Source organism: Novosphingobium sp. BW1 (assembly GCF_008107685.1).
Classification (GTDB): Bacteria; Pseudomonadota; Alphaproteobacteria; order Sphingomonadales; family Sphingomonadaceae; genus Novosphingobium.
In genome coordinates, this window is record NZ_VIRF01000090.1 from 226,739 (window position 1) to 239,862 (window position 13,124).

Annotated in this window: 19 protein-coding genes; 2 read left to right on the forward strand and 17 right to left on the reverse strand. The window is 65.6% G+C overall.

Annotated elements, in window-relative coordinates:
- Nucleotides 1–20: 20 nt before the first annotated feature.
- Nucleotides 21–1,523 carry a nitrogenase molybdenum-iron protein alpha chain gene (nifD, locus tag FMM79_RS18755; RefSeq protein WP_148628960.1) on the reverse strand — a complete coding sequence of 501 codons (1,503 nt, stop codon included), beginning with the start codon at nucleotides 1,521–1,523 and terminating at the stop codon, nucleotides 21–23.
- 149 nt (nucleotides 1,524–1,672) lie between these two features.
- Nucleotides 1,673–2,551 (reverse strand): nitrogenase iron protein, encoded by an 879-nt coding sequence (nifH, locus tag FMM79_RS18760; protein WP_148628961.1) that lies wholly within the window; start codon nucleotides 2,549–2,551, stop codon nucleotides 1,673–1,675.
- 369 nt (nucleotides 2,552–2,920) lie between these two features.
- On the opposite strand from nifH, the gene FMM79_RS18765 reads away from it, so the two are divergent.
- The gene (locus tag FMM79_RS18765) at nucleotides 2,921–3,352 is read left to right on the forward strand and encodes a response regulator (protein ID WP_148628962.1); all 432 of its coding nucleotides are present in this window, start codon (nucleotides 2,921–2,923) and stop codon (nucleotides 3,350–3,352) included.
- A gap of 160 nt (nucleotides 3,353–3,512) precedes the next feature.
- Here FMM79_RS18765 and FMM79_RS18770 read toward each other — a convergent pair whose 3' ends face one another.
- The 13 genes from FMM79_RS18770 to nifB all read right to left on the reverse strand — a co-directional run bounded on the left by FMM79_RS18770 (nucleotide 3,513) and on the right by nifB (nucleotide 10,642).
- Nucleotides 3,513–4,274, reverse strand: a complete 762-nt coding sequence (locus FMM79_RS18770) for a siderophore-interacting protein (RefSeq protein ID WP_162853560.1) — start codon at nucleotides 4,272–4,274, stop codon at nucleotides 3,513–3,515.
- Nucleotides 4,275–4,383: 109 nt separating this feature from the next.
- Nucleotides 4,384–4,887: a molybdopterin-binding protein gene (locus FMM79_RS18775; RefSeq protein ID WP_240339307.1), complete on the reverse strand. Its 504-nt coding sequence runs from the start codon at nucleotides 4,885–4,887 to the stop codon at nucleotides 4,384–4,386.
- Complete coding sequence (grxD, locus tag FMM79_RS18780) at nucleotides 4,884–5,204, reverse strand: Grx4 family monothiol glutaredoxin (RefSeq protein WP_371710957.1); 321 nt, start codon at nucleotides 5,202–5,204, stop codon at nucleotides 4,884–4,886. Before grxD ends, FMM79_RS18775 begins: the two co-directional genes overlap by 4 nt.
- A 5-nt stretch (nucleotides 5,205–5,209) precedes the next feature.
- Nucleotides 5,210–5,467: a BolA/IbaG family iron-sulfur metabolism protein gene (locus FMM79_RS18785; protein ID WP_148628964.1), complete on the reverse strand. Its 258-nt coding sequence runs from the start codon at nucleotides 5,465–5,467 to the stop codon at nucleotides 5,210–5,212.
- Between the two features lie 20 nt (nucleotides 5,468–5,487).
- On the reverse strand, nucleotides 5,488–5,787 hold the full coding sequence (locus FMM79_RS18790) for a 2Fe-2S iron-sulfur cluster-binding protein (protein ID WP_148628965.1): 300 nt from the start codon (nucleotides 5,785–5,787) through the stop codon (nucleotides 5,488–5,490).
- A 28-nt stretch (nucleotides 5,788–5,815) separates the two neighbouring features.
- The gene (locus FMM79_RS18795; RefSeq protein WP_205466733.1) at nucleotides 5,816–6,994 is read right to left on the reverse strand and encodes a DegT/DnrJ/EryC1/StrS aminotransferase family protein; all 1,179 of its coding nucleotides are present in this window, start codon (nucleotides 6,992–6,994) and stop codon (nucleotides 5,816–5,818) included.
- Nucleotides 6,991–7,266 (reverse strand): hypothetical protein, encoded by a 276-nt coding sequence (locus tag FMM79_RS18800; RefSeq protein ID WP_148628966.1) that lies wholly within the window; start codon nucleotides 7,264–7,266, stop codon nucleotides 6,991–6,993. The genes FMM79_RS18795 and FMM79_RS18800 overlap by 4 nt, the downstream gene beginning before the upstream one ends.
- Nucleotides 7,267–7,284: 18 nt before the next feature.
- On the reverse strand, nucleotides 7,285–7,656 hold the full coding sequence (locus FMM79_RS18805) for a hypothetical protein (RefSeq protein WP_148628967.1): 372 nt from the start codon (nucleotides 7,654–7,656) through the stop codon (nucleotides 7,285–7,287).
- On the reverse strand, nucleotides 7,653–7,931 hold the full coding sequence (locus FMM79_RS18810) for a nitrogen fixation protein NifZ (RefSeq protein WP_148628968.1): 279 nt from the start codon (nucleotides 7,929–7,931) through the stop codon (nucleotides 7,653–7,655). The genes FMM79_RS18805 and FMM79_RS18810 overlap by 4 nt, the downstream gene beginning before the upstream one ends.
- Entirely contained in the window at nucleotides 7,928–8,278 is a 351-nt protein-coding gene (locus tag FMM79_RS18815) for a nitrogen fixation protein NifZ (RefSeq protein WP_148628969.1), read from the reverse strand. Before FMM79_RS18815 ends, FMM79_RS18810 begins: the two co-directional genes overlap by 4 nt.
- On the reverse strand, nucleotides 8,259–8,834 hold the full coding sequence (locus FMM79_RS18820; RefSeq protein ID WP_162853561.1) for a hypothetical protein: 576 nt from the start codon (nucleotides 8,832–8,834) through the stop codon (nucleotides 8,259–8,261). The genes FMM79_RS18815 and FMM79_RS18820 overlap by 20 nt, the downstream gene beginning before the upstream one ends.
- Nucleotides 8,831–9,052 (reverse strand): 4Fe-4S binding protein, encoded by a 222-nt coding sequence (locus FMM79_RS18825; RefSeq protein ID WP_148628970.1) that lies wholly within the window; start codon nucleotides 9,050–9,052, stop codon nucleotides 8,831–8,833. Before FMM79_RS18825 ends, FMM79_RS18820 begins: the two co-directional genes overlap by 4 nt.
- A gap of 6 nt (nucleotides 9,053–9,058) precedes the next feature.
- The gene (nifB, locus tag FMM79_RS18830) at nucleotides 9,059–10,642 is read right to left on the reverse strand and encodes a nitrogenase cofactor biosynthesis protein NifB (protein ID WP_148628971.1); all 1,584 of its coding nucleotides are present in this window, start codon (nucleotides 10,640–10,642) and stop codon (nucleotides 9,059–9,061) included.
- Between the two features lie 301 nt (nucleotides 10,643–10,943).
- Here nifB and FMM79_RS18835 point away from each other — a divergent pair, with 301 nt between their 5' ends.
- Nucleotides 10,944–12,038: a CNNM domain-containing protein gene (locus FMM79_RS18835; RefSeq protein ID WP_148628972.1), complete on the forward strand. Its 1,095-nt coding sequence runs from the start codon at nucleotides 10,944–10,946 to the stop codon at nucleotides 12,036–12,038.
- Between the two features lie 14 nt (nucleotides 12,039–12,052).
- Here the strand turns inward: FMM79_RS18835 and FMM79_RS18840 are convergent, their stop codons facing one another.
- Nucleotides 12,053–12,901 carry an SIR2 family protein gene (locus FMM79_RS18840; protein ID WP_148628973.1) on the reverse strand — a complete coding sequence of 283 codons (849 nt, stop codon included), beginning with the start codon at nucleotides 12,899–12,901 and terminating at the stop codon, nucleotides 12,053–12,055.
- Nucleotides 12,902–12,906: 5 nt separating this feature from the next.
- Complete coding sequence (gene nifT / locus FMM79_RS18845; protein ID WP_240339311.1) at nucleotides 12,907–13,116, reverse strand: putative nitrogen fixation protein NifT; 210 nt, start codon at nucleotides 13,114–13,116, stop codon at nucleotides 12,907–12,909.
- Nucleotides 13,117–13,124 lie beyond the last annotated feature (8 nt).

Here is a 13,124-nt window from a genome sequence, read left to right on the forward strand (position 1 = left end):
GGGGTTGGAAACAGCCGCGCTTATTCCGCCGCGATGGCCATGGTGTCGCTTTCGCCGGCCTTCCAGGGCGTGGGCGCCATCGACCAGACCGGCGAGTTGATCGCCATGTCCATGTCGCGTGCGAAGATCGCGAAGCCGTCGTAGCCGTGGTAGGGGCCCGAGTAGTCCCAGCTGTGCATCTGGCGGAAGGGCACGCCCATTTTCTGGAAGACGTACTTCTCCTTGATGCCCGAGCCGACGAGGTCGGGCTGGATCTTGTCGACGAACTTCTCGAACTCGTAGCCGGTGACATCATCGTAGATCAGCGTGCCGTCCTTGACGTAGTGCTGGGCGGTGCGCTGGTAGTCATCGTTGTGGCCAAATTCGTAGCCGGTGCCGACCACTTCCATGCCCAGGTCCTCGTAGGCGCCGATGACGTGGCGCGGACGCAGGCCGCCGACATAGAGCATGACCGTCTTGCCCTCGAGGCGCGGCTTGTACTTCGCGATCACCGCATCGGTCAGCGCGCGGTACTTGGCGATCACCTTCTCCGCGTTTTCCTGGATGCTCTCGTCGAAGTAGCTGGCGATCTTGCGCAGCGATTCCTCGATTTTGGAGGGCCCGAAGAAGTTGTATTCCACCCAGGGAATGCCGTACTTCTCTTCCATGTGGCGCGAGATGTAGTTCATCGAACGGTAGCAGTGGAGGACGTTGAGCTTGGCCTTGGGAGTCGCTTCAAGCTCGGCGATCGAGCCGTCACCTGACCACTGCGCGATTACGCGAAGGCCCATTTCCTCCAAGAGGATACGGCTCGACCAGGCATCGCCGCCGATGTTGTAGTCGCCGATAATGGCAACATCGTAAGGGCTGGGCTCGAAGGTGGGCTCCCTGTCGCCGACCTTGTCGAAGATCCAGTCGCGCACGGCATCGTTGGCGATGTGGTGGCCGAGCGACTGCGAGACCCCGCGAAAGCCCTCGCAGCGTACGGGCACGATGGTCTTGCCACCGTATTCCTTGCTCTTGGACTTGGAGACGGCCTCGATGTCATCGCCGATAAGGCCGATCGGGCATTCGGACTGGACGGTGATGCCCTTGTTCAGCGGGAACAGCATCTCGATCTCGTCCATGATCTTGGCGAGCTTCTTGTCGCCGCCAAAAACGATGTCCTTCTCTTGGAAATCGGAGGTGAACTGCATGGTCACGAAGGTATCGATGCCGGTCGTGCCGATATAGTAATTGCGGCGCGCGGCCCAGGAATACTGGCCGCAGCCGACCGGCCCGTGGCTGATGTGGATCATGTCCTTGATCGGCCCCCATACCACGCCCTTGGAGCCAGCATAGGCGCAGCCGCGAATGGTCATGACACCGGGGATCGACTTGATGTTGGACTTCACGCCGCAGTCGCTCTTGCCCTCTTCGGAGACGTTGAGGTGCTTGGCACGGCGCTTGGCGGCCTTGGCCGGATAGACTTCAAGGACTTCCTGGATCAACGCCCGGTTGCGTTCCTTGACTTCGGCCATGTCGGTAGGGGTTGAGACGCTCATTTGGATGCACTCCTGGTTGATCCGTCCTTGCTCAGATCGGTGGGCTCAGAGCGAACTGGGACCGGTTGTCCGGCCCTCCAGCGCTTCGCATGCCAACAAGAGGCGCGCAGGAGGACCGGACGTTCGGGGGACTGACGCGAAGGCTCAGGTCAGACGGCGAGATCGGCGGCGGTGAGACCCACCTGCGATTCGTCGACCGCCTTCATGATCCCGTGCTCCATCAGCATGTCCTCAAGCTCGTCCATGGTGATGGGGGTGGGGATGATGCCGTTGCCCGAGTTGTTGTGAATCTTCTGCGCGAGGTCGCGGTATTCCGCGGCCTGGTTGGATTCGGGGGCGTACTCGATCACGGTCATGCGGCGCAGTTCGGCATGCTGCACGACGTTGTCGCGCGGCACGAAGTGGATGAGCGAGGTGCCCAGCTTGGCGGCCAGGTTCTCAGCCAGCTCCAGTTCCTTGTCGGTCTGGCGCTCGTTGCAGATGAGCCCGCCCAGGCGCACCCCGCCCGAGTTGGCGTACTTGAGGATGCCCTTCGAGATGTTGTTGGCCGCGTACATGGCCATCATCTCGCCCGACATGACGATGTAGATTTCCTGGGCCTTGTTCTCGCGGATCGGCATGGCGAAGCCGCCGCAGACCACGTCGCCGAGCACGTCGTACGAGACATAGTCGATGTCCTCGTAAGCGCCGTTCTCTTCCAGGAAGTTGATCGAGGTTATGACGCCGCGGCCCGCGCAGCCCACGCCCGGCTCCGGCCCGCCGCTTTCCACGCAGCGGATGTCCTTGTAGCCGATCTTCATGACGTCCTCGAGTTCGAGGTCCTCGACCGAACCGGCCTCGGCCGCGAGCGAGAGGATGGTGTCCTGCGCCTTGGCGTGGAGCATCAGGCGGGTGGAGTCGGCCTTGGGATCGCAACCGACGATAAGAATGCGCTGGCCAAGATCGGCGAGCGCGGCAAGGGTGTTCTGCGAGGTGGTGGACTTGCCGATGCCGCCCTTGCCGTAGAAGGCGATTTGACGAAGTGACATTGCTTGGCTCCTAAGCTGTTAAAGCCGTGTGCACCGGTGCGGACAGGGGGGGCGGCCCGGACCGGCTCTCTCCCCGACGCGTCCTCTCTCGTTGCGGCGGGCCAGCAGGATCTGCCCGCTGTGCCGACCACTCTGCACAGGGCGTGCCAAACGCAGCACAGCTCCCTAAAATCGCGTTCAATCGGTCACTTGATGAGAATGTCGGGGCCCGCACGGGCATGTGGCAAAGCGAACAATGGGGCGTTGCATGTCGCAAAGGACACACGTTCGCCCGGCCCCGGCAGCGGCATGGCCGCGCAATTGCGCGGTCCTGTGGGATGGAACGCTTCTTGCGTGGGGGGATGAGTTCCCATGCACAGGAGAAGCCCCATGCAGATCGGTGTCGAAACCGCCAAGGCCGTCGACCAGCGCCGCATCTTCGTCGTCGACGAGGACGAGATCACCCGCGCCGCCTTGCAGTTCATGCTGCACGACGAGATCGAAACCCACGAACTGGCGAACCTCGATGAAGCCTACGCCAAGGGGCAGGACTGGCTCGTGCCAGACGTGCTGATCCTGGGCCTCTCGATCTTGCGCGCGCACGGGTTGGAGGTGCTCGCCGAGATTGCCGCGCGCTACCCGGCCGCGCGCGTGCTCGTCGTTGCCAGCCCGGAGGAAGAGGAATTGGGCCTCGCGGCGCTCAGAGCGGGCGCGCACGGCGCGCTTATCAAGCCGCTGCGCATGGAAGCAGTGCGCCAGAAGATTGACACGATCCTGGGGCGCGCGGGCGGCGCTGCGCTGGTGCAGCTGGGAGGGTTATAGAATAGAAAGGATAAATTTTCCGAGGGCCATCGCCCTCGGGCTCCCCGAACTGTCGGCCTCACCTTGCGCGCGCCACGTGGCTTGCGAAAGGTGAGGTTGCCCATTTTGGGGTTAAGGGACGATGGCCCCTTGCAAGGATATGTCCTTCTGCCTTTTTGCTTCAGGCGGCGGTCGCCTCGGCGTCTTCGCGCTTGACCACCTTGTGGCTTTCCTCGTCGAGGCCCTGCTTCCAATAGCTGGAGATATAGAGTTCGGCCGACGTCAACGCCTTTTCCTCGCGCAGGTAGGTCCGCATGAGGCGCATGGCCGAAAATTCGCTCGCCGCCCAGGCGTAGACCCGGCCACCGGGCCAGCCGTAGGCGCGCAGCGCCTCAACCAGCCACTGCGGCTGCTGGCCGGGTGCGGGATTGACGATCCAGCGGATCTCCACGCCTTCGGGCGCGTCGATCTCCACGCGGTCATCCTCCTGCTGGATCTCGATCACCGCGTAACCCTTCGCATCGCGGTCGAGCGCTTCGAGGTTCACCGAAATGGCGGGAATCGCGGTCATGTCTCCGGCGATGAGGTAGAAGTCGAAGCCTTCAGGCAGGGGCTTGGCCGCCCCCGGACCGCCCACTTCGATGGTCGAGCCGATCTCGGTACTGATCGCCCAGTTGGTCGCCGGGCCCGAGACGCCGTTCTCCACGCCATGGAGCGCGAAATCGACATCGATCTCACCCGCGCGCTGAGCGCGGATAGTGTAGGTGCGCAAGGTCGGCTTGGCCTTGCCTGGCGCGGGGGGAAACATCAGCTTCACATAGCCCCCTTCCTGCCCTTGCGGGAAATCGGCCAGCCCTTCGCCGCCCAGCGTCAGGCGGATCATCGAGGGCGAGACCTGCTGGCGGGCGAGGACGGTCATCATGCGCGGCTGGGCCTTGGCCATGGCGGGGGGCATCCTTATTGCGATAAACTTGCAAGAAGGAATGTAGGGGCCCGGCCGCCGATTGCAATGGCGCATACCTATTCAGGGTCCCCTGGCCATCCGTGACCCGTCACCCGTCGAGCGCGCAGACGATGATGTGCGAGGCCTTGAAGCTGGCAAGGATCTGACGTCCCGCCTCCAGTTCCAGCGCCCGCGCGCTGTGGCTGGTCACCAGCACCGTCAGCTCGCGCCCCTCCCCGATGTCGAGCACGCATTCGGCCTCGACCGGCCCTGTCAGCACGTTGACGACAGTGCCTCCGATGAGATTGCGCGCCGAAAGGGCGAGGCCCGGGACATCATCGATCAACGTGATGAAGCTGGGCTTGATGAGCGCAACCGCGCGCCCTCCCGGTTTCAGCCCCAGCGCGGCCACGGTAGAGTTGGGCACCAGCGCGTCGATCACGATCCGTTCGTTGACGAGCAGCCCCACTTCCGCGCTCACTGCGCCGTAGACGATCGCGGTCACGATGCCCTCCAGCATGTTGCGCTCACTCGCGCGCAGGCAGCGCCCGCCCGGCGGCACGAAGGGAACGACAGCGGCTCCGGCGGCTCCCGTCGCGGAGGCCATGGTCATGCGCTTTGCCCGGCGAGGAGCGCCTGGAGTTCGCCTGCAGCGTACATGTCGCGCACGATGTCGCAGCCCCCGATGAACTCGCCGCGCACGTAGACCTGGGGCAGCGTGGGCCAGTCGGAATATTCCTTGATGCCCTCGCGCAGAAACGGATCGTCGAGCACGTTGACCCCGACATAGGGGCGCCCGATGGCGTCCAGCACCTTCACCACACCTGCGGAAAAGCCGCATTGCGGGGCAGCGGGCACGCCCTTCATGAAGACGACGATCTCGTTGTCGGTGACAAGCGCGCGGATACGGTCGGACGTGGCCATGGCCATTCTCCTCAGGTTGCAGGGGTGGTGGGGGCGACGGCAGGAACGAACGTCTGGAGCGCCAGCGCGTGCAGTTCATGCCCCATGTCCGCGCCGATCGCGGCGTAGACCATCTTGTGCTGGACGATCCGGCTCTTGCCGGCAAAGGCGGCGCAGGTGACGCGCGCGGCCCAGTGGTCGCCGTCACCGGCCATGTCGACCATCAGCACGTCGGCGTCGGGAAAGGCCGCGGTGATGCGGCGTTCGATCTCGGTGGCATCCATGGGCATGGCGTATTTCTCCCGCGTGCTCAGACGAAACTGGGGACCTCGACGGTCACGTCCTCGGTGCCGGTCAGCGTCGCCTGGCAGGCCAGGCGCGACTTGGAACCGACGCCGACGAGGGTGTCGAGAATGGCGTTTTCCTCCCGGCCAATGCGCGAGAGGCCCTTGCGCCCCTCGATCACGAAGAGGTGGCACTGGCCGCAGGAGGCCTCCCCGTCGCACTTGTGGGCGACCGGCGCCCTGCTAGCGAGCACGGCGGCGAGCAGGCTGTCCCCCTCGGCAACGGCGATGGAGGTAGCAAAAGGCAGGATGGTGAGCGTGGTCATGGCGTTCTTTCTGTGTCTCTTCCCTTGGTCAATAGATGGCGGCCCCGGCGCCCGCGTTGATCGAGGCGTCCTTGAGACGCGCGACCATGAAAGCGATCTGCTCGGGGGTGAGGTGGGCGTGGAAGGGCAGAACGACCGCGCGGTCGGCGACCTTCTCGGTCACGAAGAGGTCGCCGCGCGTCCAGCCCAGCGCCCGATAGGTGCGCTGGAGATGGAGCGGACTGGAATAGGCGTGGGCCTCCACCCCCTCGGTGCGCATATCCTCCAGGATCGCGTCGCGCGATCCTTTGGTGAAGCGCGTTCCCAAGTGCACGGTGTAGAGGAACCAGTGAACCTCCTCGACATCGGGCGAGATGTAGGGCGGCTTGATCCCCTCGAAGCTTTGCATAAAGCCGTCGTACATGGCCTGGACGCCGCGGCGGCGTTCCAGCAGCACGTCGAGGCGGCGCAACTGCGCAAGCGCAAGCGCGGCCACCATAGCGCCCATCGGCGCGCCGAAGGGCGCATCCACACCCGCCGTGACCGAGGTTCGGTCTGACAGGCTGCGGCTGCGCAGGCGCCGCAGCGCCATGGCCAGCTGCGTGTCGTCGGTGAGCGCGATCCCCCCCTCCCCACACGCGATGACGCCGGGCTGGGCAAAATCGAAAAGCGCGACATCCCCGAAGCTGCCGACCACGCCTTCCTTGTGGCGCGAGCCGATCGCCTCGCTCGAATCCTCGATCAGGAAGAGGCCGTGCGCGTCGGCCAGCGCACGAAGGCCCGGCCAGTCGGCGGGGTGCCCGCAGGTGTTGCCCGCCAGGATCGCGCGGGTCCGGCTCGTCACCTTGTCCGCGCTCTTCTTCGCCGAAAGACAGCCCGACCAGTAGTCGATGTCGGCAAAGACCGGGGTCGCCCCGCAGCGCAGCACCGCGTGGCCCAGTTCGTGGAAGGAATGGGCCGAGAGGATCACCTCGTCGCCCGGCCCGATCCCCTTGGCGGTCAGCGCCATGACGAGCGCCATCGCCCCGCTGGAGGTTGCCACACCGCGCGCACGGCCGCACTGGGCGGCAAAGGCCTGCTCCAGCTCCTCGACCAGCGCGCCCTGCCCCAGCTGCGCGCCGCGCAGGACCTGCTCGACCGCGACGACGTCTTCCAGCGTCAAGTCGGGGTCGCTCATCGGGATCTGCAGCGCCTCGCCCGTGGCAATCGAGACGACCTGCCCGCTCATGCCGGCGGCCTCCCCGCGACCAGAAGCCCGCTCGCCTGCGCCGGATCGCCGGTGACGCGGATGCAGTGGGCGGAGACGTCGAGCAGATGCAGATCGCAGGCGCCCACCGAACGGTAGGGCTCTTCCAGCACGTCACCCGCATCGCACTGGCGCAGGGCGAGATCGGGCACCAGACGCCGCAGTGCGACACCCAGGGTCTCTGGGAGCGCACTGTCGCCCAGCGCCTGTACCAGCGCGTCGATGCGCGCGAGATCGATTTCGCTGAGCGGCATGGGCCTTGTTTCCTTTCTCTATTGCCAGAAAACGCGGTCGGGATCGGCGTTGAGCCAGGCCATCAGCTCACCAAGGCGCGCGAACCGCCCGTCCTCGATCCAGCTTGGGGGGCCGTGATTGCGCCGGAAGAGCCTCCATTCCCGCGCGCGCTCGACCCAAACGAGGCGCGCGATGTCGATTTCCCCGCCTTGCGGATCGACGGTGCGCGAGCAGCAGGGCGCCCGCACGAGGTAGCCGTCCTCGATGGGCACGATCACAGGCTCGACGTAGCGGTAGCGCCGCCGCCGGACGAGCAGGCGCCCGATCCGCGCCAAATCGAATTCGTTGGGCTGGCGGGCAAGAAGCGCACGCGGCGCGGTGGTTTCGGCGGGAGTGGCGGCGAGGCTCATGCCAGCGTCCCTCCTGTCTCGACGCGTTCGATCTCCACTTCGAGGCACCCGACGACAAGCGGCGAACCTTGGCCCTCGCCGCGCGCAAATTCGACAAGGTAGACCGGCTGGTTGCTCTCCTCGTGGTGGCCCACGTTGACGATCTCGCCGCGCGTCCCGCGCGGGGCGAGCACGGCTTCGGGCGGGGCGCCGGGGAACGAGCCGTCGTTGACGAGATCGACCACCGCGCGCACGGCCTCGCCCCAGCCGTAGACGGGTTCACGCAGGTCCATCATGGCCGGGCACTCGAATGGGCCGGAGCCCGGCTTGCGGGACGCGCGACGGGCAGTTCGTCCTCGTCCTCCTCGCTGGCCCAGACCGGGTCGAGTTCGCGCCGCTTCATGCCCACGCGGTGGCCGCTCTCGAAGAACTCGATGCCGTAGATGTAGAACTGCTGGAGGAAGGTACCGATCGAAACGACGACGCCCTCCTCGCCCTTCTTCACGAGCAATTCGCCGATCTCCTTGCCCGCGTAAGTGCCGTCGTTGCGCACAAGGCGCCGTGCGCGCACGCGTTCGCCATAGCGGAAGGCGGGCGGGCCATTGAGTTCGACGACCTCGCTGTCACGAACGATGTTCGCCATCGGCCTCCTCCTCATCCTCCATGCGGTTCAGGACATCGATGAGGACCTGCGCGCCGATGCGGTCGCGCGGGTCGAGTTCGAGCAGCTTCTCGGCCGCCTCGCGTCCGGCTTCGAGATGGCCGGTGCGCAGCGACAGGTACGCGTAGCCCTTGAGGCTGAAGAGGAAGAAGCGCGGCAAAAGCGCCTCCCACTCTCCGAACGCGGCATCGCCCGCCTGCACCCGCCGCCAGTCCTCGCCCAGGACGTTGAGACGCAGGGCCTTGGCAACGCAGGCGCGCGCCACGTCGAGCGCATCGGCAAGCCGTCCCTTGTAGAAATAGAAGCGGTAGAGCGCGATCAGTACGGCGGCGTGGTCGGGCGCGATCTTCTCGGCTTCGAACAGGTGCGTCTCGGCCACGTCGGTCAGGTGATAGCGCTCGGCGGCGCGCTCGAGGTGCGCCTGCGCCTCGCGGGGCAACCCTCCGCCCAAGAGAGGGCTGGCGAGGATCGCGCGCTCGAACGCGTCCGAGGCCCCGCCAAAGCCCTCGAACGGCAGCGTTTGACGCGCTCCGCTCATGCCGGCTGGTACCGCGGCACGCTGGCGTCGAGCACGCAGGTGTCATCGACCGGGCAGATCGCGACACACTGCGGATCCTCGAAGTGGCCGATGCACTCGGTGCACAGCGCCGGATCGATGAGGAAGGTGCCCTTCGTCTCCGAGATCGCCATGTTGGGACACAGCGCCTCGCAGGCCGTGCAGTTGGTGCACTGGCTGGCAACGATCTTGTAGGCCATCGCCGCTCACCCCGCCTGGCTGAGCAGCGCGCCCTGGCGGATGGCCGCATCGCCGCGCTGCTGGTGGAAGATCTCGCCGCGCTCGATCCGGCTCATGTAGTCTTTGAACCAGACGAGCGCGGACTGTTCGATGTATTCGTGCGCGTACTGGTCGACCGGCTCCACGCCTGCGGCCTCAAGGTCCGCCCGGGGACAGCCGCCAATCTTGGCGACAAAGACCGCGTGGCAGTCGTTGATCGCCGCGATCACCGTGTCGAGCGCGTCGGCCTCGCCGTAACCGCCCTGGCAACAGAGGTCGACGCGGCGGTGGCCGACGAACTTGGCGCCCTTGGCGTTGAGCTCGTAGACCTGGAACTCCTTGGCGTGGCCGAAGTGCTCGTTGATGATCCCGTGGCCCTTGGTGGCGACCGCGACCAGGACCGAGATGTCGCCCGCTTTTTCAAGGCCCTCCAGCTCGCCCGCCTTGGCCGCGACCTTGGCCTGGCGCTCGCCCTCAACCGCCTGCTGGTAGGCCTTGCGCCCTTCGGCATCGTACTCGATGTCCATCGCCATGATCTTCTCGGTGGTGAACTCGGCCGAGCGGTCCTCGCCCAGGAGGCCGACCGCGTCGGCGCGGCACTGGCGGCAGTGGCGCATCATGTTCATGTCGCCCTCGCACGCGTCCTGGAGCGCCTTGAGTTCCTGCGCGGAAGGGCCGCGTTGGCCATTGAGGCCAAAAACCGTGCCGTGTTCGGGCGCGGAAATGAGCGGCATGATGTTGTGGAGGAACGCGCCGCGGCTCTTCACCGCCTTGTTCACCTCGACGAGGTGCGCATCGTTGATCCCCGGGATCATCACCGAGTTGATCTTGGCAAGGATGCCCCGCTCGGTGAGCATCTCGAGGCCCAGCAGCTGCCGCTCGGTCAGGATCTTGGCGGCTTCATAGCCCTGCAGGCGCTTGTTCTCCCAGAAGATCCAAGGGTAGATGTGCTGGCCCACTTCGGGGTCCACCATGTTGATGGTGATGGTGACGTGGTCGACCTTGTACCTGGCGATCTCGTCGACCCAGTCGGGCAGCGCGAGGCCATTGGTCGAAAGACACAGCTTGATGTCGGGGGCAACCTCGCTGATGAGGCGGAAAGTCTCGAAGGTCTTTTGCGGATTGGCGAGCGGGTCGCCAGGTCCTGCAATGCCCAGCACGGTCATCTGCGGGATGGTGGAGGCCACCGCGAGCACCTTCTTCGACGCCTGCTCGGGCGTCAGGCGTTCGGAGACGACACCCGGGCGGCTCTCGTTCGCGCAGTCGTACTTGCGGTTACAGTAGTTGCACTGGATGTTGCAGGCGGGCGCGACGGCCACGTGCATGCGCGCGTAGTGGTGATGGGCTTCTTCGGAATAGCACGGGTGGTTCTTCACCTTTTCCCAGATCTCGGGCGGCATGTCGGCCGGCCCGGCACCCGATCCGCAGCTCGCCTTTCCCGAACCGCCTTCGGTCCCGCAGCCCTTGTGCTCGGCCACCTTCTGCATGACGTCGGAAATATCGACGACGCCGTCTGCGGAACTGGCCTCGCGTGTTCTGTCCGGATCCTGGCTGAAAAGGGTGTCGGTCATGGAAAACTCCCCAAGTCGCAGCCGGCGGAGGGGCACCACCGGCTTTCTGCTGATGGGAGCGGCTCAGCAAACTGCGTGCCAGATATCCGAAACTACCGATTTTCGGGCACTTCATGCCGCAGCGCAGCACGCGGCGCACGAAAGTTCCTGTCGCGAATGTCAGGCTTGGTACGCCAGCTTTGTCCGGCTCGCGACACGATGAGGTGCAGTTCGTGCACGATCAGGCACCTAGGCAAGGGAGAGAATCCCCGTTACCAGAATGGGTTCGCGCACACTCGCGCAACGGAGTACGAATAGCCGCATGGCCTTGCTGGTCTTTTATGTCGCCCTGGCGCTGTGCGTCTCGTTCCTGTGTTCGCTGCTCGAATCCTCGATGCTGACGCTCACGCCCTCGCAGGTGCGCACCTTCGAGCAGCGCGGCACGCCCTGGGCGCGCAAGCTCAAGCGACTGAAGGACGATGTCGACCGTCCGCTGGCCGCGATCCTTACCCTCAACACGATTGCCCATACGATGGGTGCGGCGGGTGCCGGCGCGCAGTACGCCAAGCTCTACGGCAGCGGCAGCGAGGCAGTGTTCGCCGCGCTGCTGACGGTCGCGATCCTGATCGTCACCGAAATCATCCCCAAGACCATAGGCGCGCGCTACGCCACCGGACTCGCCCCGTTCTGCGCCTGGATCCTGCCGCCGATGATCGCGGTGCTCGCGCCGCTGGTGTGGGCCTCGCGCCTCATCACCAAGCTCATTGCCTTTGGCCGCACGGCCGAGACCCCGCGCCACCGCGAGGAGCTTCTCGCGGTCACCAGCCTGGGCCAGGCCTCAGGCCAGATCGACACGGCCGAAGCGCGCTTTCTCAACAACATGCTCCAGCTCGACCGGATCAAGACGGCCGACGTGATGACGCCGCGCACAGTGGTGTTCAGCCTGTCGCAGGACATCGCACTGGACGAGTTGACCGAGAAGGTGCGCAAGTCCCCCTTCACTCGCATTCCGGTCTCGGGCGAGGGTGTCGACGAGATCCGCGGCTTCGTCATCAAGCACGACGTGCTCGACCTGCTCATGGACGAGGACTGCGACGAGCAGGGTTTTGCCGAACTGATCCGCCCGCTGCCCAGCGTGCTCGACCAGCTGAGCGTCGACCGCCTGTTCCACCGCTTCATCTCCGAACACCACCATATCCTGATGGTGGTCGACGAATATGGCAGCTTCCTGGGCCTCGTGACGCTGGAAGACGTGCTGGAGACGATCTTCGGCTTCGAGATCGTGGACGAACTCGACGCGGTCGACGATCTGCAGGAATATGCCCGGGAACTCTCGCGCCGACGCGCCGAGGCCGCCACACGGATGAAGACCCCCGCCCCCGCCGCCGCGCCCGAACGCCGCGCCGCGCGCGACTGAGAGCCTTCCGCCCTTCAGCCCATCAGCTGACCCAGCGCTTGGCCCAGAGGGCGCGCGATGGGCACAATATTCTGTTCCTCCAGGAAGCGCCGCTCGTTGCGGGTGAGTGTCTCCACGTCGAGCACGGCATAGTGCCGCGCGGACGAACGCTTCATGATCTGGCGCGCATAGGTGCGCAGAAGCTGATCGTCGAAGCGGCAGCCCAGAAACACGAAACCAAGCCCCATGCGGCGATGCCGGACCTCCTCGGGGATCGGGGTCTGGATGTCGATCTCGGTGAGGACTTCGACATAGTCCGCATCGGTGATGAGGAAGTTCGCATCAGGCGCGATGCCGCCATGGGGCGTATAAAGCAGCGTCGTCGCGGCCTCGGCCTCCTGCGCCTTCGCCGGATCGCCGCCAGACGTGTAGAAACGGAACCAGCGGTCCTCGCCGATGTGCGCTCGGGTAATCCCCTGGACCTCGGCCCAGTCCTCACGCCCGGACGCCAGAAGCGCCGTGCGCATCTCGCCTGCATACCAGGCATCGACGATGAGCGGCAGCGGCAGGCCCGCGAGCCAGCGGTGGAAAGCGCAGGGCAGCACGCCTTGCGAAAAGGCCTCCTTCATCCAGGCCGTCACGGTGTCGCGAAAGCGGGTGCTCTCGATGTACTGGGCCGCGGCCCAGCAATTGCCCTTCGCGCGGCGCGGCAGCGTGGTCTTGCTCGCAAAGAAGTCAGCCAGCGCGCCGGTCGAGAGCGGCACCGCGTGGTCGCCCAGCGCCGAAATACCGGGCCCCACGAAAGGCACCAGTTGCCCGGCCCGCAGCCCCTCGCCCACTTCGTCGAGCAGCACCTCGGGGTTCTCCAGGAGATCGGTTGCCATCACGCTCAGTCCTCTTCCACGGTGGCGCGCTTCTTCGCCTCGACGGTGATCGGCAGGCGCGTGTCGTCGGCCAGCCAGGGCAGTTCGAGCACCCATCCGTTGGCCAGGCGCACCCAGCCACCCCACAGGCTTTCCTTCTCGACCTCCACGATCGGCTCCTCCAGGTCTTTCTTGGGCACGTAGGCCGAGAGCTGTCCCTCGGCGCGGCGAATCATGACTTTCA

Excerpts from the sequence above, each read along its gene's own strand:
- nifD (WP_148628960.1), bottom strand. The coding sequence starts at position 1,523 with ATGAGCGTCTCAACCCCTACCGACATGGCCGAAGTCAAGGAACGCAAC.
- nifH (WP_148628961.1), bottom strand. The coding sequence starts at position 2,551 with ATGTCACTTCGTCAAATCGCCTTCTACGGCAAGGGCGGCATCGGCAAG.
- FMM79_RS18765 (WP_148628962.1), top strand. The coding sequence starts at position 2,921 with ATGCAGATCGGTGTCGAAACCGCCAAGGCCGTCGACCAGCGCCGCATC.
- FMM79_RS18770 (WP_162853560.1), bottom strand. The coding sequence starts at position 4,274 with ATGGCCAAGGCCCAGCCGCGCATGATGACCGTCCTCGCCCGCCAGCAG.
- FMM79_RS18775 (WP_240339307.1), bottom strand. The coding sequence starts at position 4,887 with ATGACCATGGCCTCCGCGACGGGAGCCGCCGGAGCCGCTGTCGTTCCC.
- grxD (WP_371710957.1), bottom strand. The coding sequence starts at position 5,204 with ATGGCCATGGCCACGTCCGACCGTATCCGCGCGCTTGTCACCGACAAC.
- FMM79_RS18785 (WP_148628964.1), bottom strand. The coding sequence starts at position 5,467 with ATGCCCATGGATGCCACCGAGATCGAACGCCGCATCACCGCGGCCTTT.
- FMM79_RS18790 (WP_148628965.1), bottom strand. The coding sequence starts at position 5,787 with ATGACCACGCTCACCATCCTGCCTTTTGCTACCTCCATCGCCGTTGCC.
- FMM79_RS18795 (WP_205466733.1), bottom strand. The coding sequence starts at position 6,994 with ATGAGCGGGCAGGTCGTCTCGATTGCCACGGGCGAGGCGCTGCAGATC.
- FMM79_RS18800 (WP_148628966.1), bottom strand. The coding sequence starts at position 7,266 with ATGCCGCTCAGCGAAATCGATCTCGCGCGCATCGACGCGCTGGTACAG.
- FMM79_RS18805 (WP_148628967.1), bottom strand. The coding sequence starts at position 7,656 with ATGAGCCTCGCCGCCACTCCCGCCGAAACCACCGCGCCGCGTGCGCTT.
- FMM79_RS18810 (WP_148628968.1), bottom strand. The coding sequence starts at position 7,931 with ATGATGGACCTGCGTGAACCCGTCTACGGCTGGGGCGAGGCCGTGCGC.
- FMM79_RS18815 (WP_148628969.1), bottom strand. The coding sequence starts at position 8,278 with ATGGCGAACATCGTTCGTGACAGCGAGGTCGTCGAACTCAATGGCCCG.
- FMM79_RS18820 (WP_162853561.1), bottom strand. The coding sequence starts at position 8,834 with ATGAGCGGAGCGCGTCAAACGCTGCCGTTCGAGGGCTTTGGCGGGGCC.
- FMM79_RS18825 (WP_148628970.1), bottom strand. The coding sequence starts at position 9,052 with ATGGCCTACAAGATCGTTGCCAGCCAGTGCACCAACTGCACGGCCTGC.
- nifB (WP_148628971.1), bottom strand. The coding sequence starts at position 10,642 with ATGACCGACACCCTTTTCAGCCAGGATCCGGACAGAACACGCGAGGCC.
- FMM79_RS18835 (WP_148628972.1), top strand. The coding sequence starts at position 10,944 with ATGGCCTTGCTGGTCTTTTATGTCGCCCTGGCGCTGTGCGTCTCGTTC.
- FMM79_RS18840 (WP_148628973.1), bottom strand. The coding sequence starts at position 12,901 with ATGGCAACCGATCTCCTGGAGAACCCCGAGGTGCTGCTCGACGAAGTG.
- nifT (WP_240339311.1), bottom strand. The coding sequence starts at position 13,116 with ATGATTCGCCGCGCCGAGGGACAGCTCTCGGCCTACGTGCCCAAGAAA.